Origin of the sequence: Planosporangium flavigriseum (genome assembly GCF_011947225.1) — a bacterium.
In the GTDB taxonomy this organism is placed as follows: Bacteria; Actinomycetota; Actinomycetes; order Mycobacteriales; family Micromonosporaceae; genus Planosporangium; species Planosporangium flavigriseum.
The window spans coordinates 20,466-40,972 of sequence record NZ_JAATVW010000026.1; the positions used below are offsets into that span (position 1 = coordinate 20,466).

Here is a 20,507-nt window from a genome sequence, read left to right on the forward strand (position 1 = left end):
TAGATCAGCATCTATGTAAACGCGCGGAAGGGGCCAGTCGGTTGTCGGATCTCCAACATCAATTCGACGGGTCGGCGTCCCCCGCCGCGGGGAGCGCCGTGATGAGCGCGGCCAGACCGGCCTCATCCAGCAGCTCCGACGGGCCGACCGTCACCCCTTCGCGTACGTAGCAGAACGCCGCCCGTACCCGTTCGACGGGGACGCCGGCCAGCGCGGCCCAGCCCAGCCGGTACGCGGCCAACTGCACCTCGGCGGCCGCGGCACCCGCGCCGGTCAGCCGGGCGCCGGTCTTCCAGTGCACCACGTCGTAGCTGCCGTCCTGGCTTTCGAACACCGCGTCGATCCGGCCCCGGACCACCACACCGTCGACCACCGTGGCGAAGGGCACCGCCGTACGGAGCGGCGTACGGTCGGCCCACTCGCTCGCCAGAAACCGCTCGCGCAGCAGGTCCAGCAGCTCATCACCGGCCGCGTCGGCGTCGGCCGCCCCCGGCAGCTCGTCCAGGTCGAGCAGACCGTCGGACTGGAAATGCTGGTCCAGCCAACGGTGGAAGGCGGTGCCGCGGCGGGTGTACGGGGCCGGGCGCAGCGGCAGCGGGCGGCGCAGGTCGCCGGCGAGCCGTTGCGGGTCACGGCGCAGCGTCACCAGCTGCGCCACGCTGAGGTGCGGCGGCAGGGTGACGTCGACCGGGGCCTCCGGATCGGGCGTGAGCCGGTCACGTTCGGCGAGGAGCAGATCCACCTCGTACGCCCAGGTGTGCGCCTCGTAGACCCAGTCGTCCCCCTCGTCGGCGGCACGACCCTCCAGCGCCACGCGTACCAGTTCGGCGGCCTCTTCGAGGGACTGGCGGCGGGGGCCGAGCGGGTCGGCCGGCCAGCTCACCCGGGGCAGCCTGGCCGCCATCGGGTTGGTCGCATCCTCTGCCGGCGGCTCGACCCACCGGTCCACCTCACCAGCGCCGTCCAGGCACTGGTCACGGATCTCGACCAGAAACGGCGACGGCCCGCGCGGGCGCTTGGTCGCCTCGCCCCACCAGTACCCGCTGGCGAGTAACAGCCGGCGTGGTCGCGTCACCGCGACATACGCCAGCCGCCGCTCCTCTCGCTCATCGTGCTCCGCCCACGCCGTCTCGAACGAGTCGATCGCCCGGGCCACGCCGCGCTGGTCTTCCGCGCGGGACAGGTCGAGCGCCGGCAGGCCGGGACTGTCACCGCGCAGTTCGAACGGCAGCGTGCCGAGGCCGTGCAGCCAGTGGTCGCCGCCGTTGGGCCGCCCCGGAAAGACGCCGGCGGTCAGGCCGGCGACCGAGACGACGTCCCACTCCAGGCCCTTCGCCGCGTGCGCGGTGAGGATCTGCACCGCGCCCTCGACGACGTCGACCTCGCCCGGCGCCAGGCCCCGCTCCTCGCTCTCGGCCGCCGCGAGGTAGGCCAGGAAGGCCGACAGGGTGGGGGCCTCCGACTCGCTGGCGAAGCGGGCGGCGATGTCGCCGAGCGTATCGAGGTGGCCGCGGGCCAGACCGGCGTCGCCGGAGCGCACCGCGACCTCGACGTCGAGCCGGATGGTGCGCTCCACGTCGTTGATCAGATCGGGTAACTGCTGGTCGAGCCGGCGGCGCAGGCCGCGCAGCTCAGCGGCGAACGCGGCGAAGCGGCGGTACCCCTCGGGCGAGTACCGCTCCTCCTCGCCGAGGTCGTCGAGCGCCTCGACCAGTGCCGCCTCGTCGTCGCGCTCGGAGTACACCAGCGGCTCGTCGCGGGTACGCGAGGCCGCCAACTCCCGCGCCCGCCGGTGCAGCGCCACCAGGTCCCGTGGACCGATCCGCCACCTGGGGCCGGTGAGCAGGCGCAGCAGCGCCGCGCCCTCGGTCGGGTCGGCGAGGACGCGCAGGGTGCTCACCACGTCGCGCACCTCCGGCGTGTCGAGCAGCCCGCCGAGGCCGACGACCTCTACCGGTACGCCCCGCGCGCGCAGCGCCGCCTCGATGGCTGCGATCTGGGCGCGGGTACGCACGAGGACGGCCGTCGTGGGGCGGTGCTCGACCGCGATGTCGGCCGGCTCGACGTCGTCTTCGGCGCCGACCGCGCGCCGCCACGCGGTCACGATCCGATCGGCGATCCAGGCCGCCTCGTCCTGGAACGTCTCCAGCAGCGCACAGTGGACGGTCGAGGTGGACAGCCGGGGCGCGATCTTCGGCGCGGCCGTCAGTTTGGCCACCCGGTGGCCGAGCGGCTGCGACATCGCGTTGGCCACGTCGAGGATCTCGGGCCGGTTGCGCCAGCTGGTCGTCAGGGTCAGCTCGCGGGCCGGCTCGCCGTCGGCACCTGCGAACTCGGCCGGGAACCGTTCGAGCGTGCCGGCGCTGGCGCCGCGCCACCCGTAGATGGACTGCGCCGGGTCCCCCACCGCGGTCACCGGGTGCCCCTCGCCGAACAGCGCCCGCAGCAGGACGACCTGGGCGTGGCTGGTGTCCTGGTACTCGTCGAGGAGCACCACCCGGTAGCGCTCCCGCTCGATCCTGGCGACCTCGGGATGGTTGGTCGTCACCATCGCCGCGCGGGCGAGCTGGTCACCGAAGTCCATGGCCTCGAGCAGCTGCTTGCGGTCGGCGTAGCCGCGCACGAGCGGCAGCAACTGCAGGCGCGCCTTCTGCCGGTCGAGGATCTCGCGCACCGACTTGAGCATCTTGCCCGGCCGGGACTCGACCTCGGCGAAGAACCGGCCCGTCCAGGCGGCCAGCTCGGCGGGCGTACGCAGGTGCTCGGACAGGTCGGCGGACAGCCGCAGGACCGCCTCGGTGACGGTCGTCGGCGCGACCAGCACGTGCGACATGTCGCCGTCGTAGGAGACGACGACCCCGTCGGCGATCTGCCAGCAGGTGGCCTCGCTGAGCAGCCGGTTGGACGGCTCGTACCCGGCGCGCAGGCCGTGCTCGGAGACGACGCGGGCGGCGTACGAGTGGTAGGTGGCCACCGTCGGCTCACCGGTGGTGAACTCGTCGCGCCCGAGCCGGCGGACGAGCTCCGAGAGGCGCTGCCGCAGCCGGTGCGCCAGCTCGCCGGCCGCCTTGCGGGTGAAGGTGAGGCCGAGGATCTGCTCCGGGCGTACGTGCCCGTTGGCGACGAGCCAGACGACCCGGGCGGCCATCGTCTCGGTCTTGCCCGAGCCCGCGCCGGCGACCACGAGCAGCGGCTCGATCGGCGCCGCGATCACCTCCGCCTGTTGCGGCGTGGGCGGTGGCTGGCCGAGCAGGCGGGCCAGCTCCAGCGGCGTGTACCGGGGCCCGATCGAGACCCGCGGCTTGGTGACCTCGAACAGCGCGTCCTGCGTCACGACGCCTCTCCGTCGGTCACGTGCCGGCCGTTGCCGGAGATCGGGCACGAGGTACGCACCGGGCAGACCCGGCACTTGTTGTTGGCCACGGCGTGGAACGTCGACGCGGCCATCGCCTGGGCGGTCCGGGTCACCATCTCGCGCGCCCAGCCCGGGTCCTCGGCGTCGGCCAGCGCGCCCTGGCCCTGCACCTTCGCGCCGGCGCGGGCGCCGCCGAGATGGACCAGCGCCGCTCCTCCGGCCTCGGCCGACTCGCCGAACGCGCCCGCCTCGATCGCGGCCTGGTACGCCGCCAACTGCGGATGGTCGGCCACCTCGGCCTCGGTCGGCGTGCTCTTGCCGGTCTTCAGGTCGACCACCACCAGGCGGCCCGACTCGTCTAACTCCAGCCGGTCGACCCGGCCCTTGATCTGCAGGTCGTCGTCGAGGCGGACGAGGAAGTCCCGCTCGATCGCGATCAGCCGGCGCGGGTTCTCGGTCAGCCACGCGAGCAGCTTGTCGAGCATGCCCTCGGCCCGTTGCCGCTCCCGCTCGGCCAGCCACCGGGCCGACAGCTCGATGGCGTCGAAACGGCCGGCGACGTAGTCGACGAGCGCGGCCCGGTCAGCGGTCGCGTCCGAGGCGAGCCGGGCGGCCGCGTGGACCAGGTTTCCGATGCTCTGCTCCGGCGACGCCGCGCCCTTGCCACCGTGCCGCTCCAATAACCAGCGCAGGCTGCACCGCTGCACTGTCTCCACTGTGGACGGCGTGACGGTCACCGGTTCGCCCGTATCGACGATCGGGCGGTCGTCGGACAGCTCCGGCAGGCCCCACCAGTCGTCGGGGTGCGCGCCCGGCACCCCGGCCGCCGCGAGTCGGGCCAACTGCGCGGCGGCGGCGCGGCGGCGGGCCGGCTGGCTGGCCGGCGCGGTCAGCGCGCTGCGCAGTTCGGCCACGAGCGCCGGCAGCGAGAGCGCGCGCGGCGGCGCGACCTCCGCCTGGATCTCGTCGGTCAGCTCCGGGAGAAAGCGGCTCGGCTGCTCCTCGGCGTCCCCGGCGGCCACGGCGGTGACGAGCAGGTGCCGGCGCGCGCGGGTGGCCGCGACGTAGAACAGCCGGCGCTCCTCGTCGAGTAGCGCGCCGAGCCGCCCGGCGGTGCTCATCTCGCGGCCGGCCGCGAGGTCGACGAGCACCTCCGAGCCGAGGACGCTGCCGCGCAGCCGCAGGTCGGGCCAGGCACCCTCCTGTACGCCGACGACCGCGACGAAGTCCCACTCCAGGCCCTTGGCGGCGTGCGCGGTGAGGATCCGCACGGCCGGCCCACGGTCGGCGGCCGGCGCGGTCACGTCGCCGGGTAGTTCCTGGCCGAGCACGTGGTCGAGGAAGGCCTCGGTACGGGCGCCGGGTAACCGGTCGACGAAGCGCGCCGCGGTGTCGAACAGCGCCACGACCGCGTCGAGATCGCGATCCGCCGCAGCTCCTCGGTGCCCCTGCGCGCTGCTGGTGCGGGCCCAGCGGTCGGCCAGCCCGCTGGCCTGCCACACCGCCCACAGCACGTCCTCGACGGTCGCGCGAGAGCGCGCCGCCGTCTCTCGGGCCGTGGCGATCAGCCCCGCGATAGTCTTCGCCGGCGCCGCCCAGCGGCGGTCGATCTCGGCCAGCACGGCCGCGTCCTGTAACGCCTCGACGAGCAGCACCCCGGACGGGCGCCGGTCCCCGGCGGCGAAGGCGAGCGTGCGCAGCCCCTGGCGCAGCCGGCGCTCGGCGAGCGGGTCGGCACCGCCCAGCGGCGAGTGCAGCAGCGCCACCGCCGCCTCTTCGTCCAGACGGTCGGGTTGGAGCGCGCAGCGCAGCAGGAGCAACAGCGGCGCCACCGCCGCCTGCGCCTGCAGCGGCAGGTCGTCCGCTGCCGTCATGGCGGGGATGCCGGCCTGCTGCAGCGCCCGGCGCAGCGGGGCGAGCTGGCGGGCGGTCGACCGTACGATCACCGCCATGTCCGACCAGGACAGTCCGTGCAGCAGGTGCGCCTCGCGCAGCCGGTGCACCAGGTAGGCCGACTCGGTCGTCGGCGAGCGGAACACCCGGACCTCGACCCGGCCGGGCGCCGCGGCCGGGCTCGGCGCCAGCACCCGGTGCCGGGACGGGCCGCGCAGCCGCACGGCCACCCGGCGGGTCGCCGCGATCAGCTCCGCACCGCAGCGGTAGGACCGGCTGAGCGTCACGGTCGGCGCGTTCGCCCCGTCGGCGGTGCGGAAGCGGTGCGGAAAGTCGGCCACGCCGGACGGGTCGGCCCCGCGGAACACGAATGTCGAGGAGTCCGGGTCGGCGAACACGACGAGGTGCTTGCCGCCGCCGGCGAGGGCCGCGAGCAGGTCGCGCTGCGCGGGGTCGGTGTCGGCGAACTCGTCGACGTAGACGAAGGCGAAGCGCCGGCGCTCGGCGGCCAGCAGCTCCGGGTCGTCGAGCAGCAGGGCCGTCGCCGCCCGCACCAGCTCGGCGCCGTCGTAGCCCACCGAGCCGTGGCCGGCCGCGTCGCGCAGCGCCAGCACCTGCCGGTACTGCCGGTAGAAGCGCGCAGCCGCCCACCAGTCGGGCCGGCGCAGCGCGCGGGCGTGGGCGGCCAGCTCAGCCGGGCCGATCCCCCGCTCGACCGCGCGCAGCAGCAGGTCCCGCAGCTCGCTGGCGAACGCGCGGGTACGCAGGGCCGGGCGCAGGGCCTCCGGCCACTCGTTCTGCTCCGCTTCGGCGTCGAGTAACTCGCGGATCACGAGGTCGGCCTCGGCGGCGGTAAGTAGCCGCGGCGGCGGATCGCCCAGTCGCGCCGCGGCCCGCTGCAGCAGCCCGAACGCGTAGCCCGGGAACGTGCGGACCATGGGTTCGGCCATCGTCGACCGGCCCGCCACCACGCTCAGCCGCGCCTCGATCCGGTCGCGCAGCCGCAGGGCGCTGCGGCGGTTGTAGGTGATGGCGAGCAGCCCTTCGGGGTCGGCACCCTCGGCCACCCGGGTCGCGACGGCCTCCACCAGCGTCGACGTCTTGCCCGTGCCGGGCCCGCCGATGACCAGCAGCGGCCCGTCGACATGCGTGCTGACCTGCCGCTGCAGCGCGTCGTCGAGCAGCGGCGACGCACCGGCGTCACCCGCCCCGGCGGGGCGCACGAGTCGATAGTCCCGAGCTGCTGGGCCGGGCGCTGCGGTAGCGGTGGTCACCGCAGGATCAGAGCACAGCGGTACGACATATCGATCCAGATCAACCGGCGATGCTCTCGACGGCCTCGAACGCCGCCGGCACCGAGTCGACGACGACCAGCAGGTCCAGCGCCTCCGCGCGCGCGAACCCCGACGGCACGAGCGCCCGTAACCAGTCGAGCAGGCCGGTGTAGAAGCCGTCGACGTCGAGCACGACGACGGGCTTGGCGTGCAGGGCGAGCGTCGCCGTGGTCCAGACCTCGAACAGCTCGTCGAGCGTGCCGAGCCCGCCGGGAAGGGTGAGGAACGCGTCCGACTTGTCGATCATCAACGTCTTGCGGGTCGACATCCCGTCGGTCACCAGCAGCTCGTCGGCATCGTCGTCGGCGACCTCCAGGTCAACCAGCGACTGCGGGATCACCCCGAGGGTGTGCGCGCCGGTCGACCGGGCGCCCGCGGCGACCGTACCCATCATGCCGACGCGTCCGCCGCCGGACACCAGCGTGTGGCCACGGCGACCGATCTCGGCGCCCACCTCGTACGCCAGGTCGAGCCAGCGGCGGTCGAGCACCCGTGAAGACGCGCAGAAGACCCCGATCGCGGCCACCTACGCCTCCGCCTCGAAGCGAGGAGCCGGCCGGTTGGCGTCGGGCCCCTCGGGGACCGGGGCGGCCTGGGCTGCGGCCTGCTGGGCTGCGGCCGCACGCGCGAACGCCGCCTCCTGCTCGGCCTGCAGTTCGGCGTCGGCGTTGACGATGTGGTTGACGGCCTCGATGGGGTCGTCGGTCAGGCAGAAGAGGTTGAGATCCTCCGGCCCGATCTTGCCCTCGGCCGCCATGGTGTCCCGCAGCCAGTCGATCAGGCCCTGCCAGTACCAGCTGCCCATCAGCACCACCGGGAACCGGGTGACCTTCTTCGTCTGGACCAGGGTCAGCGCCTCGAACAGCTCGTCGAGCGTGCCGAAGCCGCCCGGCAGGACGACGAACGCCTGGGCGTACTTGACGAACATGGTCTTGCGGACGAAGAAGTACCGGAAGTCGATGCCGAGCTCGATCCATTCGTTGAGCCCCTGCTCGAACGGCAGCTCGATGCCCAGCCCGATGGACATCCCCCCGGCCTCGGTGCAGCCCTTGTTGGCCGCCTCCATCACGCCGGGACCACCGCCGGTGATCACCGCGTACCCGGCCTGCGCCAGCGCCTCCCCGACCCGCTCGGCCAGCTCCCAGTCACGGGTGCCCGGCTTGACCCGGGCCGACCCGAAGACGCTGACCGCGGGCGGCAGCTCAGCGAGCGTGTCGAAGCCCTCGACGAACTCGCTCAGGATCCGCAGCGCCCGCCAGGCGTCGCGGGTCTTCCAGTCCGCCCGTTCCCGCGAATCGAGCAGCCGCTGATCCTCTGTGCTCCGTGGAATGGCATCCCGACGAAGCGTGACAGCCCCCTGGTGCCGCTCAGGCGTCCGCCTGCTCCTGCCGTTGACATTGCCGTTCGCCATCCGCCCACCGTAACCAATCCGGCCCCTTTGTCCCCTGCCACATGGCATGAATCAGGCGGTGAGCCATCTCCTCAGCACCTCGGCGCCGGCCCGGATCTTGGGGATCTCGACGCGCTCGTCGCGCTTGTGCGCCAGGTTGGGGTCACCGGGCCCGAAATTCAGCGCGGGTACGCCCAGCGCCGCGAACCGTGCCACGTCCGTCCAGCCCAGCTTCGCCTGCGGGGGCTGGCCGACCACGTCGAGAAACTCCTTGGCGATCGCGCTTGCCAGGCCCGGCATCGCCGCCGGAGCGGAGTCGGTGATCTCGACCGCGAAGTCCGCGAAAAGCTCGCGTACGTGCGCCGCGGCCTCGGCCTCGGTGCGGTCCGGGGCGAACCGGTAGTTGATCTCGATCCGGCACTCGTCCGGGATCACGTTGCCCGCGACACCGCCGGCGATGCGCACCGCGTTGAGCCCTTCCCGGTACGTGCAGCCGTCGATCGTCACCGTGCGCGGCTCGTACGCCTCGAGCGTGTTCAAGATCGCCCCGGCGGCGTGGATGGCATTGACGCCCAGCCACGACCGGGCCGAGTGGGCGCGCCGCCCGACCGCGGTGACCACGGCCCGCATGGTGCCCTGGCAACCCGCCTCGACCAGCCCGTACGTGGGTTCGAGCAGGATCGCGAAGTCGGCGGCCAGCTTCTCCGGGTGCGTCTTGGCCAGCCGGTTGAGGCCGTTGCGCTCCGCCTCCACCTCCTCGCAGTCGTAGAAGAGGTAGGTCACGTCGTAGCGCGGGCGGGCCACCGTCGCGGCCAGGTTCAGGGCGAGCGCGACGCCTGACTTCATGTCGGCGGTACCGCAGCCGTGGATCACGTCACCTTCGACCGTCGAGGGCAGGTTGTCCGCGATCGGGACGGTGTCGAGGTGGCCGGCGAGGATGACCCGCTGGGGCCGGTCGGTATGGGTACTGGCGAGCACGACGTTGCCGTGACGCTCCACGCTCAGGTGCGCCGCGCGGCGAAGCGCGGTCTCCACCTGGTCGGCGAGTTCCGCCTCGTCGCCGGAGACGGACTCGACATCCACCAGGACACGCGTCAATTCGACGGGGTCCGCCAGAATCTCAGGGCTCAGCACGAACCGACCCTAGCGCTCGCGGGTTCGGCACGAAGCGATAGCGTGACACGCCGTGAGGTAGCGCAGCGTCGGCGTCGTGAGCCGGCGCTCGAGCGAGCGAACCGGGGAGACGCCGTGAGCAGTGATTCGCCCGCCTGGGGGCTGGGACTGGCCACCATCACCGCCGAGGGGCAGGTGCTCGACACCTGGTACCCGGCCGGCAAGCTCGGGTTCGGTACCCCGGACGTCGACGCCAAGGCCGGTGTGCCGCTGCCGGTGGCGGAACTGTTCGACTCGTCGATCGCCGAGACCGGCCCGATCCCCGGGCTGCGTACGGCCGCCGTGCTCACCATGATCGGCTCGCTGGCCGATCCGCCGAAGGACACCTACGACGCGTACCTTCGCCTGCACCTGCTCTCCCACCGCCTGATCCGGCCCCACCAGGCCAACCTCGACGGGATCTTCGGGCTGCTCGCCAACGTCGCGTGGACCTCGGCCGGCCCGTGCCCGGCCGACCGGGTCGACGAGCTGCGGTGGGCGCTGCGGGGGCGCGGTGAGCGGCTCGCGGTGTACGGCATCGACAAGTTCCCGCGGATGATCGACTACGTGACGCCGTCGGGCGTGCGCATCGCCGACGCCGACCGGGTGCGGCTGGGCGCCCACCTCGCCAGCGGCACCACCGTCATGCACGAGGGTTTCGTCAACTTCAACGCCGGCACCCTCGGCTCCTCCATGGTCGAGGGGCGCATCTCGGCCGGGGTGGTCGTCGGTGACGGCACCGACATCGGCGGCGGCGCCTCGATCATGGGCACCCTCTCCGGCGGCGGCAAAGAGGTCATCTCGCTCGGCGAGCGCTGCCTGATCGGCGCGAACGGCGGTATCGGCATCTCCCTCGGCGACGACTGCGTCGTCGAGGCGGGCACCTACGTCACCGCCGGGTCGAAGGTGAAGCTGCCGTCCGGCGAGATCGTCAAGGCGCGTGAGCTGTCCGGGCAGAACAACCTGCTGTTCCTGCGCAACTCGGTCACGGGAGCGCTGGAAGTGCGCGAGCGCTCCGGTCGCGGGATCGAGCTGAACGCGGCGCTGCACGCCAACGACTAGACACTGCGTGCGCCCCCATTCCTGGGCTGGCGCCTGCTCAGCGTCCGGTCGCCAGCCGAGCGTGAAAACTCATCGGATCTGCCGTTGACCTTCTAACCCGCTCAGGGCGTCTAACTGAGCAGGGAGGTACGCATGTCCGCACCCGAGGGCTTCACCGAGTTCGTCACCGCGCGCAGTGCAGTCCTGCAGCGTGCGGCATGGCTGTTGACCGGCGATGCCGGACGTGCCGAGGATCTGCTTCAAACGGCGCTGGCCAAGGCGTGGCGGCACTGGAACACGGTGGCCGCCACCGGCAGCCCTGAGGCGTATGTACGCCGGGTGTTGTTCACCACGTATGCGACCTGGTGGCGGCGGCGCTGGCGCGCGGAGACCCCATCTGACGCATATCCGGATCGAGCCGGCCAGGCCGATGTCGCCGACGAGACAGCCAACCGCGACAGCGTGTACCGAGCCTTGACCCGGCTCTCCCGCCAGCAGCGGGCCATCGTGGTGCTGCGCTACGTCGAGGACCTGTCAGTGTCCGCGACCGCAGCGGTGCTGGACTGCTCCGAGGCGACTGTCAAGACGCAGTCCTCGCGGGCGCTGGCAACCATGCGTACCGACCCCCAGTTGCAGATGTTTCAGACAGGGGAGATCAGCTCATGAACCACAACGAGCGGCAGTTACGCCAAGCCCTGATCAACGCGGTACCGCCACTGCGCCAGCCGTCAGACCGGGTGGAGGCCGTCGGCGCGCGGGTACGCCGCTACCGACAGCGCATGGCAGTGGCGACCGGCGCCGCCGTCATCGGAGTCGCCCTCGCCGCCGGGCTACCCGCGCGGCTGGCCGTTCCCCGCCATCCGACAGCGGCAGGGCCCGTTGTGACGTCGCCCTCCCCCGCCGACGATGGGGTTGTCCGTACGGCTGGCTGTACTGGGCGCACCTCCCCGCCAGCCAACAGCATCGCCGGCACCCCACAACCGGCTAACCAGGAGTTCCTCAGCGTGCTCGCCGGCCGCATCCGCACGTACGCCGAGGCTCACTTCGCCGACCTGTTCACCGACGTGGGGATGCGGCAGGAGACCAACCGGATCCGGGTCTATCGCAAGCCGTCGGCCGCCTTCGACAACTGGATCCGCCACGACTTCGCCACTGAATGTGTCGAGATGGTCGACGCTCCGTACTCGGCGCCTGAGCTACAGGCATTCCTCGGCCAGGTGGAGGCCGATCGGGCGTACTGGAAAGCGCACGGCATCCAGTTCAACCGCGTGAGCGTCGACGACAGCGGCACGGTCACCATCGGCGTCGAGCAGGCGCGCCTCGAACAGGCACGCCGGGAGATCCCTTCCCACTACAACTTCCCCGTCGTGATAGACGAGGCAGACCCTGTCATCGGCTGAGCCACCGTCCGGGTGGTGGCCGCGCTCAAGTCGGACAAAGACGCTAACTGAGCACGAGCAGAACTGATGCGCTCAAAGTCGAGGTATTGCGACAAGGAAGTCTTTCCCCCCGATTCATGACACGATCCTTCCGCGCCCTTGAGCACCCATACCACTACCTATCGACTGCCATCTCTGGCTGTGATCATGTTGCTGCACCCCCACGGCGAAAGGACCCGCATCGACATGTGGTCACAGCCCAAGAGGATATGCATGGGACATTTTGGTCACCAGCCCGGCCGGAAGGTGATGAGGCGCGTCCGTTCCCGGTTCGCGGTCGCCACCACGGCACTCGCTGTCGTACTGACATCTGGGCTGGCATTCGGCACCCCCATCGCCCTTGCCGCGCCAACCCCGGACGGCGCAACACCGGGCGGAGCCAGCGATCCGCAGCGAATTGACAATCAAAATCCGGCATTGCTGTCCGAAATGCGAAAGCAAGAGAAACTGGCTCCGGCCGCCCAAGCACTTCTTGAAACGGCCAGGAAGTTACCCGCGGATTCGGGCTACGCCGGCGTCGCATACGAGGACGACGGAGTCAGCCTGTACTTCAAAGGTTCCCTCCCAGAAATTATGGCGGCCGCAGTGAATGACGCCAGGAGGACCGCGGCGGTCACCGTGAAGAACGCGCGTCACTCCCGTGCCGAACTGCAGCGGGTGCAGGACAGGATCACCGCCGCCGTCGAGAAGGGGCACAGCGACATACAGGCGATAGGCGTCGCGGAAGACGGCTCAGGCCTGGTGGTGGAGAAAATGCCCGCTCCGACGGCCTCGGCCATGCGCACAGCCCTGGCCAAGAAGGGGGTGTCCAGCACAAATGCGGACGCCCTCCTCGCCGGCCTTCGAATTGACGTACCGGTCACCATGAAAACGGCGGCAGGCCCGATCGAACTCCTTTCCAGCCGCGAAGACGACTTCGCCCCCTGGAATGGCGGCGGTCAGTACGAGGTGTACCGGGACATCCAACTGCGATCAACGTGGTGCACGACAGGGTTTGGAGTGATGAAGGGCGGCCAGAGTTACGTACTGACCGCCGCTCACTGCATGTCCGCTCCTGACGTGGCGTACAACAACCACTTGAGCGGATGCTGTTTCGAAGAAATCGGGCCGGTATACCAAGAGAACTGGGATAAGGACATACTCCTGATCAACGCCCGGGGATCTGTCTTGATCTTCGATGGTGGGGTGAACTCCAGCTACACAAAGACTGTACACAGCTGGGACTACCGGGTCAGAGACGAACTGCTGTGCACATCGGGATCGAAGAGTGGTGTCATTTGCGGCGACAAAACCGACCCCTATGAGTACAACATCTACGGATGCGATTCAGATAATGACTGCTTCACCATGCATGACCTGGCGAGGGCAAATAACGTAAACGGCCAATGCGTCGGAACTCCCGGCGACAGCGGAGGCCCGGTATTCTCGCTCGACCGCGACGGCGTCCGAGCCAAGGGGACAATCACCGCAATGGATTCCAGTAACTGCTCCATCCTGTACTTCCAGGACATGGATGAAATTGTCGGCTCCATGGGAGCGACCCCGCGAACCGCATAGGTGAAATGCCGGCTTCCCGATGCCGATTGATGTACAGCGCACGGCACCGGGAAGCCGGCAAGGCCGGGCACGGGCAGAGCGAAGGGGAATAATGTCCAACATGGCACCGCGGACAGGGCTCGGGCTCGCAGCAGCGCTCGCGACGCTGCTCGCCGGTTCGGCGACGGCCTGCCGGCCCAGCACCGAAGCTGCGCCCGCTGGCGAATCGGGCGCCGCCACGTGTCCCGACACTTTCGTCGAGGAACCGAGGCCCACGCCAGGCCGCACTGGTCAGCTCGTCCCCGAAGGCGCGGACGCGGCACTGCTATGCGTCTATCCGTTCCAGCCGGACGAACGAACGGGCGTGTACCGCTTGGGCAAGGTGGTTGCGGACGTCAAGCGTCCAGCCCAGGTGGTCGAACATCTCAACGCCCTGGCTGACGTGGACCGGACGGCCATGAGCGCATGTTCACTCATGGCCCATGACCAGTACCAGGTCATCCTCGGCTACCCCGCGAACACGCATACGATCGCGAGGATCGACTACAACTGCGGCACCGCGTCCTCGGCAGGCGCCGTTCGCGCGCTTGGCCGAGTGGGTGACCTTCTGGCGTTCTGGCCTGATCGTTGAGTCCATCTGGCGGCTCCGCAGCGCCGACAGCCGCCAGGCGCCGGCAGCCGCGCTCAACCATGACCAACCCTTGTTCACCGAACAACCCTCGGCTAGGCGGGGCGGGGCCGGCGCTCGCGCTGGACCTCGCGCAGGTCCGGTTCACCCGGAGCGACGTCGAGTTGCTCCGGGTGCAGCCGCGCCTCGGCGGGGTCGATCGCCGGCACCGCGGTGTCCTCGCTGCCCTCTCCCATGGGTGAGCAGGCCGCGCAGCCCCACGGCGGGGGCTCGCCGATCCGCGGGTAGATGTAGATGAACCCACGGGGCCGCGGCGGTTCGGGCGGCGGTGGCGGCGGGTGCAGTGCCCGCCAATCGCGAGCCGGCCGAGGCGGTGGTGGCACGTGGGGACCCGCGTCAGCGGCCGCGTGACCGAGGGCCTCCATGAACTCGTCGATGAAGTTCCAGCGTGGTACGGCTACGTCTTCCACCGTCACCCTCGGACGCCGTCTCGGCCTGGTCATGGCCGCCTCCTGGGTGTTGCTTATAGCGCGCCTACCCACGATATGGGCTTTTATCCCAGGACGGTCGGCTCACTGATCGCGAAGCGCGCCTCGACGGCGGCGCGGACGGTCTGCCGCGCCGGATCGAGTTCGAGTGGCGGCCGCTCGCCGCTGTCCGCGCGGAACGCGAACATCGCCGGCTGCGGGCCGTGGTCGCCGGAGAGTCCCGAATCGGTCAGCTCGATCACGCGGACCAGTCGCGCGCCCAGCGCGTCGGCGTACTCGCGGGCGCGGCCGAGCGCGTCCTCGATCGCCGCCCGGCGCGCCTCGCCGTAGACCGGACTGTCGGGCCGCAGCGACCAGAAGGGCCCGAACACCGACGTCTGGTCGGAGTCGGCCAGGGTGAGGACCACGTCACCGAGCTGCGAGAAGTCCGAGAACGTCAGCGTGGTGGAGACCGACCCCTCGTACGCTCTGACCCGCTCCCCCGACCGCCTGAGCACGGGGTGCACCTGCACCCGGCTGGTCTCGCGCCGCTCGATCACCGGCGCGTACTCCTCCAGCAGCCCGCGCAGCGCCTCCGCCCGCTCGGCCAGCCGCTGCAGCGTCCGCTCGCGGTCGGAGTCGCGCGCCGCGATGGTCACCGTCAGCTGGGCAAGCTCCGGCTCGACCTCTCGAACAGCCTCGCCGCGTACCGCCACGGTAGGGGTGTCGGTCATGCCACGTAACCTACTCGCGAATGCTGAGGGAGTGCAGATGGTGGATAAGCGCCCGGCGGACCTGCGGGTGGCGGTTCTGGGCACGGGACTGATCGGCGGCTCCATCCTGCTCGGGCTGCGCGAAGCCGGGATCGACGTGGCCGGGTGGGACCCCGACCCGGAGGCGGTGTCGTACGCCAGGCAGCACGGGATCGAGTTCTTCGAGCGGCTCGCCGACGCCGTCGCCGGCAGGGACGTGGTGGTCCTCGCCGGCCCGCTGTCCACGCTGCCCGACAACCTCGCCGAGGTCGCCGGCCACACCGATCCGGGCTGCGTCATCACGGACGTGGGCAGCGTCAAGGCGCCGATCGCACGGTACGCGCAGGCCAACGGTTGGCTGGACCGGTTCGTACCCGGTCATCCGATGGCCGGCAGTGAGCACTCTGGACTGACCGCCGCCGACCCGACGCTCTTCGACGACGCCGCGTGGGTCCTGTGCCCGCAGCCCGGTGCGCCGCTGGCGCCGTTCCGCGTTCTCACCGCGCTCATCACCACCGCGTTGAAGGCGAAGGTCGTCCCGCTGTCCCCGGAGACCCACGACGACATCGTCGCGATGTCGTCACACATTCCGCACCTGCTGGCCGGGAGCCTGGCCGGGTCGGTGGCCCGATCAGCGCTGCGGCAGGGCGTCCTCAGCCTCGCGGCCGGCAGCTTCCGGGACGGCACCCGGGTGGCGGGCACGCGGAGCGCGCGTACGGTCGACATGCTCACGCACAACCGGGACGCGATCACCAAGAGCGTCCACCTGGCGCAGAGGTTTCTCGCCGACCTCGCGGACGCGCTCGAGCGCGACGACGTCGCGGCCCTGACCGCCGCCTTCGATGAGGCGCACGGGCTGCGGCAGGAGTTGATGGGTCGCGACCTGCAGCCGTCGGCCGAGCGGTTCCGGATGGACGCGCTCGGCGCCGACGAACTCGACTTCCTGACCCGCCTGGGCGCGGCCGGCGGTCACCTCACCGCATGCGCCGTGGACGGCGACACGGTCACCTACACGGCGCTGCGCCCGGCTAGCTGACCAGCCGGGCCACCGCCGCGTCGACCCGCTCGTCCGTTGCGGTCAGCGCGATGCGGACGTGCCGCGACCCGGCCGGCCCGTAGAACTCGCCGGGCGCCGCCAGGATGCCGCGCTCGGCGAGCCAGTCCACCGTCGCCCAGCTGTCCTCGCCGCGGGTACACCACAGGTAGAGGCCGGCCTCCGAGTGGTCGATCGTGAACCCGGCCGAGGTCAACGCCTGCCGCAGCCGCTCCCGCCGTCGCCCGTACCGCTCCCGCTGCTCGGCCACGTGCGACTCGTCGGTCAGCGCGGCCACCATCGCCGCCTGCACCGGCGCGGGCACGATCATGCCGGCGTGCTTGCGCACCGCCAGCAGCTCGCGGACGAGAGCCGGGTCGCCAGCCACGAAGCCGGCCCGGTAGCCGGCCAGGTTGGAGCGCTTCGACAGGGAGTGCACGGCGAGGACGCCCGACGGGTCGCCGTCGCACACCGAGAGGATCGAGACCGGCTCGGCCTCCCACGACAGCGGCAGGTAGCACTCGTCGCTCGCCACCACGGCGCCGCGCTCGCGCGCCCAGTCGACGATCTTGCGCAGATGCTCGGCGGGCAGCACCGCGCCCGTCGGGTTGGACGGCGAGTTGACCCAGACGAGCTTCACCCGCGCCGGACCGCTCGCCAGCAGCGAATCCGACCGCACCACGGTCGCGCCGACCATCCGGGCGCCGACCTCGTACGTCGGGTAGCACACCGACGGGATCATCACGACGTCGCCGGGGCCGATGCCGAGCAGCGTCGGCAGCCAGGCCACCAGCTCCTTGGAGCCGATCGTGGGCAGCACACCGAACCCGCCGGACACCCCGCACGACCGGGACACCCACTCCGCGATCGCCTCCCGCAGTCGGGGGCTGCCGGCGGTCAGCGGGTAGCCGGGGGCGTCGGACGCCTCGGCGAGCGCCGCACGCACCTGGGGTGGTACCGGGTCGACGGGCGTACCGACGGACAGGTCGACCAGCCCCTCGGGGTGCGCGGCCGCCCGTGCCTTGGCCGGCTCCAGCCGGTCCCAGGGAAAGTCCGGGAGCCGGGCGGAGAGCGCTGCGCTACCCGAGGCAGGCTGAGGGCCGGACCGGTCCTGAGAACCGTCCGGCCCGGTCGGCTTCGACATGGCTCAGTGCTCGGCAGCCCGCGGCGGCTGGGCGGCGACGAACGAGGCGTCCTTGTTGATCTTCCCGACCTTGGAGGCGCCACCGGGTGAACCGAGGTCCTCGAAGAACTCGTAGTTCGCGCCGGTGTAGTCCTTCCACTGCTCCGGCACGTCGTCCTCGTAGAAGATCGCCTCGACCGGGCAGACCGGCTCGCAGGCACCGCAGTCGACGCACTCGTCCGGGTGGATGTACAGCATCCGGTTGCCCTCGTAGATGCAGTCGACCGGGCACTCCTCGATGCACGCCTTGTCGAGCAGGTCGACGCACGGCTCGGCGATGATGTAGGTCACGACTCGTCCCCTCCGAACTGAACACCGCACCGGCCCCCGGCCGCGGCGCGTACGAGCCTAGTATCCCGCCCGGGAGGTGGTCGAACGTGCTGGGGCCATACGATGTCGGACACCGTGTCGTGGTGCGCCGTCGGGCCGGACTTCGGGGGGATCGTCCCGTGTTTTCCGATGTTCTGGGCGAACTTGTCGATCTCACCGAGACCGATCTCACAGTCCGAACTGTGGAACGGCTCGTCCGGGTGCCGCGCGCCGAGGTCACGCACGCCAAGAGGGTGCCGGACCGGCGCCGCCCGAGCGCCACGGAGTCCCTCGAACGGATCGCGGCGGCCGGCTGGCCCGCACCCGAACAGGCGCACCTCGGCGAGTGGCTGCTCCGGGCCGCGGACGGCTGGACCGCGCGCGGCAACTCCGCACTGCCGATCGGCGACCCGGGGCGTACATTGAACGACGCCGTGGACGCCGTCGAGGCGTGGTATCGGGCGCGCGCCCTGCCGCCCAAGATCACAGTCCCCGACCCGGTCGGCGCCCGGCTCACCGCCGAACTCACCCGCCGAGGCTGGGCTCCGGCGCCACGGACGCTCGTCCAGACCGCCGCGCTGGCCGAGGTGGCGGCCGCGGCGCGCCCCGAGGTCGCGGTACGCCTGGACACCACGCCTCCGGACGCCTGGTTCGCCGCGGTGGCGGGGTTCAAGGGCACGTTTCCCGACGCGGCGCGGCACATCCTCACCGGCGTACCGCTGGCGCGCTACGCGGGCATCTACGCCGAGGACGGCAGCCCGATCGCTGTCGCCCGCGGCGTTGTCGCGGACGGGTCCTGGCTGGGCGTCTCGCTGGTCACCGTCGACCCGGTGCACCGGCGCCAGGGCCTGGGCCGGGCGATCGTAGGGGCGCTAGCCCGGTGGGCGGCCGACGCCGGCGCCAGCCAGGCGTACCTCCAGGTCGAGGAGCGCAACACGGCGGCCGTCGCCGCGTACGCGCCGCTCGGCTTCAGCACGCACCACGCGTACGTCACCTGGACCGCACCCTAGGCCCTGGATCAGCGGCGGACCACCCGGCGGGGCTTGGCGCGCACCTGCTGCTCGTACCGCTTCCAGGACTGCGACTTGTAGTCCTGGCCGAGGGCCATCACGACCAGGATGCCGAACGTCGCGCCGCCGACCGCGACGACCAGGAAGTACACGATCTGGTTGATGAAGAAGTCGACGCCGTCCCGGAGCGGCGTGGCGCCGACCAGCAGCGGACTGATCAGCACCGACAGCAGACAGCCGCCGGCCGCGCCGAGCGCGAGGTCTCCGACCACGCGCGACATCGGTTGCGGGCGGGCGCGCCAGAATGCCGCCACCGCCATCACGACCGCCACCGTCACCAGCGCGACGACCCCGATCCGGGTCGTGAACGTGTCGTCCCGCCCGCCGAACAGCAGCACCACCCAACGAGCGATCACATTTGTCGCGAAGAGCGCGCCGGTGAGAACGCCCACCGGCAACCACCGTTGCTTCACCGGATGCCTCCCGTACCCGAGGTGGCCACGCGGCCACGTCTCGCAGGATCTCCTACCTGGTCGTCACCGTCCAGCGCAAGATGCTGGGAGTTTGCGGTGATTACGCTGGGCGCCGGATGGACCGGATGACCAGCCAGTACGCCGCGACCGCGAACGACAGCGCCCCGGCGAACATCGTCGCCAGGCCGACCCAGTTGTCGCTGGTCAGTACGAGATCACCTTCGCTGGTACGGCCGGCCGCGACCAGCATCGGGACGACCCACGCGGCGAACGGGGCCAGCACGGCGAGAACCTTGCCGGTGACCCGGTGGGTGAGCCAGGCCAACCCGGCGTTGCCGACGACCGCCAGGACCAGCGCCACCGGCAGCCGGACGAAGTGCGCCTGGCCGCCACTGCTCCACTGCCAGGCCAGCGGGGTCAGGAACGCCTCCCAGATCGCCGAGACGGCGGCCAGCACGACGACGATCACCATGCCGGCCCACCGCACCCAGGCACCCCGCGACCCGACCGGCTCGGCCGTCACCGGCGACGCCATCTTTTCCATCGTGGTCATGCGGACAAGGGAGCGGTGGCGGGCACGTCGAGGCCGGCGAAGAGGTCGTCCTCCCAGCCGTACGGGCCGTTGCCGGGCCCCTTCTCCCCCACCGCGAGCCGGTAGTACTCCATCCCCATGAAGTCACCGCCGAAGCTCCCGGCCATCGTGAACAGCCAGTTCGTCGGCGGGATCTGGGTGGCGTGGGCCTGTACGGCGGCGAACTTCGCCTCGGCGAACTTCCGGCCGTCGACCTCGGCGGCGATCTCCTCGTCGGGGCTGCCGAACGGGAGGTCGTCGGCGTTGTCGATGCCGGCGAACGGGTTGTCGCTGGACTCGGCGAACGCCTTCATCCCGGACTCGATCACTCGGCGGGGCACGGCGGTCCAGTACACCTTGCTCGGCGCGATCTCACCGGCCAGTTCGACCGCGCGCATCGCCACCCGGTGCGCCTGGATGTGGTCCGGGTGGCCGTAGAAGCCGTTCGGGTCGTACGTGACGAGCACCTGCGGGCGCACCTCGCGGATCACGTCGAGCAGCAAGCCGGCCGCGAAGTCGAGATCGGCGCGCCAGAACGCGCGCGGGTGGTCGTTGGTGGGCAGCCCCATCATCCCCGAGTCCCGGAACCGCCCGGCGCCGCCGAGGAAGCGGTGGTCGCGTACGCCGAGCGCGGCGCACGCGGCGTCGAGCTCGGCGATCCGGTACCCGCCGAGCTGGTCGGCCTGGTTCGCGGCGAGCCCGGACAGCGCCGGAACGTGGATCTCGCCCTCTTCTCCAAGAGTGCAGGTGACGAGCGTGACGTGGGCTCCGGCCGCGGCGTAGCGGGCCATCGTGGCGCCGGTGCCGATCGTCTCGTCGTCGGGGTGTGCGTGCACGAACAGGATCCGCCGAGCGGATGTGATCTCAGGGGCTTCGCTCACGCGTGCAACTGTACGCACCGAGGTGTCGGGTACTCGCCCGCAGCAATGGCATGACAAGCG

19 protein-coding genes are annotated in these 20,507 nt (G+C 71.2%); 7 read left to right on the plus strand and 12 right to left on the minus strand.

Annotated elements, in window-relative coordinates; translation table 11 throughout:
• Positions 1–58: 58 nt before the first annotated feature.
• The 5 genes from HC028_RS24520 to dapE all read right to left on the minus strand — a co-directional run bounded on the left by HC028_RS24520 (position 59) and on the right by dapE (position 9,106).
• Positions 59–3,334 (minus strand): ATP-dependent DNA helicase, encoded by a 3,276-nt coding sequence (locus HC028_RS24520; protein ID WP_168079775.1) that lies wholly within the window; start codon positions 3,332–3,334, stop codon positions 59–61.
• Positions 3,331–6,471 (minus strand): ATP-dependent helicase, encoded by a 3,141-nt coding sequence (locus HC028_RS24525; protein ID WP_168079807.1) that lies wholly within the window; start codon positions 6,469–6,471, stop codon positions 3,331–3,333. The genes HC028_RS24520 and HC028_RS24525 overlap by 4 nt, the downstream gene beginning before the upstream one ends.
• Before the next feature lie 91 nt (positions 6,472–6,562).
• On the minus strand, positions 6,563–7,108 hold the full coding sequence (locus tag HC028_RS24530; RefSeq protein ID WP_168079776.1) for an LOG family protein: 546 nt from the start codon (positions 7,106–7,108) through the stop codon (positions 6,563–6,565).
• A complete protein-coding gene (locus HC028_RS24535) occupies positions 7,109–7,993 on the minus strand; it encodes an LOG family protein (protein WP_168079777.1) in 885 nt (294 codons plus the stop codon). It abuts the gene before it with no gap.
• 51 nt (positions 7,994–8,044) lie between these two features.
• Complete coding sequence (dapE, locus tag HC028_RS24540) at positions 8,045–9,106, minus strand: succinyl-diaminopimelate desuccinylase (RefSeq protein WP_168079778.1); 1,062 nt, start codon at positions 9,104–9,106, stop codon at positions 8,045–8,047.
• A 114-nt stretch (positions 9,107–9,220) separates the two neighbouring features.
• On the opposite strand from dapE, the gene dapD reads away from it, so the two are divergent.
• The 5 genes from dapD (at position 9,221) to HC028_RS24565 (ending at position 13,771) form a co-directional block, all read left to right on the plus strand.
• Complete coding sequence (gene dapD / locus HC028_RS24545; protein WP_168079779.1) at positions 9,221–10,186, plus strand: 2,3,4,5-tetrahydropyridine-2,6-dicarboxylate N-succinyltransferase; 966 nt, start codon at positions 9,221–9,223, stop codon at positions 10,184–10,186.
• A gap of 132 nt (positions 10,187–10,318) precedes the next feature.
• A complete protein-coding gene (locus tag HC028_RS24550; RefSeq protein ID WP_168079780.1) occupies positions 10,319–10,831 on the plus strand; it encodes a SigE family RNA polymerase sigma factor in 513 nt (170 codons plus the stop codon).
• Entirely contained in the window at positions 10,828–11,565 is a 738-nt protein-coding gene (locus tag HC028_RS24555) for a hypothetical protein (RefSeq protein WP_168079781.1), read from the plus strand. Before HC028_RS24550 ends, HC028_RS24555 begins: the two co-directional genes overlap by 4 nt.
• A gap of 186 nt (positions 11,566–11,751) precedes the next feature.
• Positions 11,752–13,161, plus strand: a complete 1,410-nt coding sequence (locus HC028_RS24560; RefSeq protein ID WP_373314004.1) for a trypsin-like serine protease — start codon at positions 11,752–11,754, stop codon at positions 13,159–13,161.
• Between the two features lie 100 nt (positions 13,162–13,261).
• Positions 13,262–13,771, plus strand: coding sequence for a hypothetical protein (locus HC028_RS24565; RefSeq protein ID WP_168079783.1), 510 nt, complete (start codon positions 13,262–13,264; stop codon positions 13,769–13,771).
• A gap of 92 nt (positions 13,772–13,863) precedes the next feature.
• Here HC028_RS24565 and HC028_RS24570 read toward each other — a convergent pair whose 3' ends face one another.
• A complete protein-coding gene (locus HC028_RS24570; protein ID WP_168079784.1) occupies positions 13,864–14,271 on the minus strand; it encodes a hypothetical protein in 408 nt (135 codons plus the stop codon).
• 50 nt (positions 14,272–14,321) lie between these two features.
• On the minus strand, positions 14,322–14,969 hold the full coding sequence (locus HC028_RS24575) for an SIMPL domain-containing protein (protein WP_168079785.1): 648 nt from the start codon (positions 14,967–14,969) through the stop codon (positions 14,322–14,324).
• Between the two features lie 37 nt (positions 14,970–15,006).
• Here HC028_RS24575 and HC028_RS24580 point away from each other — a divergent pair, with 37 nt between their 5' ends.
• Positions 15,007–16,023: a prephenate dehydrogenase gene (locus tag HC028_RS24580; RefSeq protein ID WP_168079786.1), complete on the plus strand. Its 1,017-nt coding sequence runs from the start codon at positions 15,007–15,009 to the stop codon at positions 16,021–16,023.
• Here the strand turns inward: HC028_RS24580 and dapC are convergent.
• Both dapC and fdxA read right to left on the minus strand, forming a co-directional pair.
• On the minus strand, positions 16,016–17,164 hold the full coding sequence (gene dapC / locus HC028_RS24585; protein WP_168079787.1) for a succinyldiaminopimelate transaminase: 1,149 nt from the start codon (positions 17,162–17,164) through the stop codon (positions 16,016–16,018). The genes HC028_RS24580 and dapC overlap by 8 nt on opposite strands.
• Positions 17,165–17,167: 3 nt before the next feature.
• Positions 17,168–17,494 (minus strand): ferredoxin, encoded by a 327-nt coding sequence (gene fdxA, locus HC028_RS24590; protein WP_168079788.1) that lies wholly within the window; start codon positions 17,492–17,494, stop codon positions 17,168–17,170.
• 86 nt (positions 17,495–17,580) lie between these two features.
• Between fdxA and HC028_RS24595 the strand changes: the two genes are divergently transcribed.
• Positions 17,581–18,522 carry a GNAT family N-acetyltransferase gene (locus HC028_RS24595; RefSeq protein ID WP_168079789.1) on the plus strand — a complete coding sequence of 314 codons (942 nt, stop codon included), beginning with the start codon at positions 17,581–17,583 and terminating at the stop codon, positions 18,520–18,522.
• 8 nt (positions 18,523–18,530) lie between these two features.
• Here HC028_RS24595 and HC028_RS24600 read toward each other — a convergent pair whose 3' ends face one another.
• The 3 genes from HC028_RS24600 to mshB all read right to left on the minus strand — a co-directional run bounded on the left by HC028_RS24600 (position 18,531) and on the right by mshB (position 20,447).
• Complete coding sequence (locus tag HC028_RS24600; protein WP_168079790.1) at positions 18,531–18,995, minus strand: hypothetical protein; 465 nt, start codon at positions 18,993–18,995, stop codon at positions 18,531–18,533.
• 100 nt (positions 18,996–19,095) lie between these two features.
• The gene (locus HC028_RS24605) at positions 19,096–19,548 is read right to left on the minus strand and encodes a hypothetical protein (RefSeq protein WP_168079791.1); all 453 of its coding nucleotides are present in this window, start codon (positions 19,546–19,548) and stop codon (positions 19,096–19,098) included.
• Positions 19,545–20,447 (minus strand): N-acetyl-1-D-myo-inositol-2-amino-2-deoxy-alpha-D-glucopyranoside deacetylase, encoded by a 903-nt coding sequence (mshB, locus tag HC028_RS24610; RefSeq protein ID WP_239075662.1) that lies wholly within the window; start codon positions 20,445–20,447, stop codon positions 19,545–19,547. The genes HC028_RS24605 and mshB overlap by 4 nt, the downstream gene beginning before the upstream one ends.
• Positions 20,448–20,507 lie beyond the last annotated feature (60 nt).

Excerpts from the sequence above, each read along its gene's own strand:
- HC028_RS24580 (WP_168079786.1), top strand. The coding sequence starts at position 15,007 with ATGGTGGATAAGCGCCCGGCGGACCTGCGGGTGGCGGTTCTGGGCACG.
- HC028_RS24605 (WP_168079791.1), bottom strand. The coding sequence starts at position 19,548 with ATGACCACGATGGAAAAGATGGCGTCGCCGGTGACGGCCGAGCCGGTC.
- dapC (WP_168079787.1), bottom strand. The coding sequence starts at position 17,164 with ATGTCGAAGCCGACCGGGCCGGACGGTTCTCAGGACCGGTCCGGCCCT.
- HC028_RS24570 (WP_168079784.1), bottom strand. The coding sequence starts at position 14,271 with ATGACCAGGCCGAGACGGCGTCCGAGGGTGACGGTGGAAGACGTAGCC.
- HC028_RS24535 (WP_168079777.1), bottom strand. The coding sequence starts at position 7,993 with ATGGCGAACGGCAATGTCAACGGCAGGAGCAGGCGGACGCCTGAGCGG.
- HC028_RS24565 (WP_168079783.1), top strand. The coding sequence starts at position 13,262 with ATGGCACCGCGGACAGGGCTCGGGCTCGCAGCAGCGCTCGCGACGCTG.
- HC028_RS24560 (WP_373314004.1), top strand. The coding sequence starts at position 11,752 with ATGTTGCTGCACCCCCACGGCGAAAGGACCCGCATCGACATGTGGTCA.
- HC028_RS24575 (WP_168079785.1), bottom strand. The coding sequence starts at position 14,969 with ATGACCGACACCCCTACCGTGGCGGTACGCGGCGAGGCTGTTCGAGAG.
- HC028_RS24550 (WP_168079780.1), top strand. The coding sequence starts at position 10,319 with ATGTCCGCACCCGAGGGCTTCACCGAGTTCGTCACCGCGCGCAGTGCA.
- HC028_RS24555 (WP_168079781.1), top strand. The coding sequence starts at position 10,828 with ATGAACCACAACGAGCGGCAGTTACGCCAAGCCCTGATCAACGCGGTA.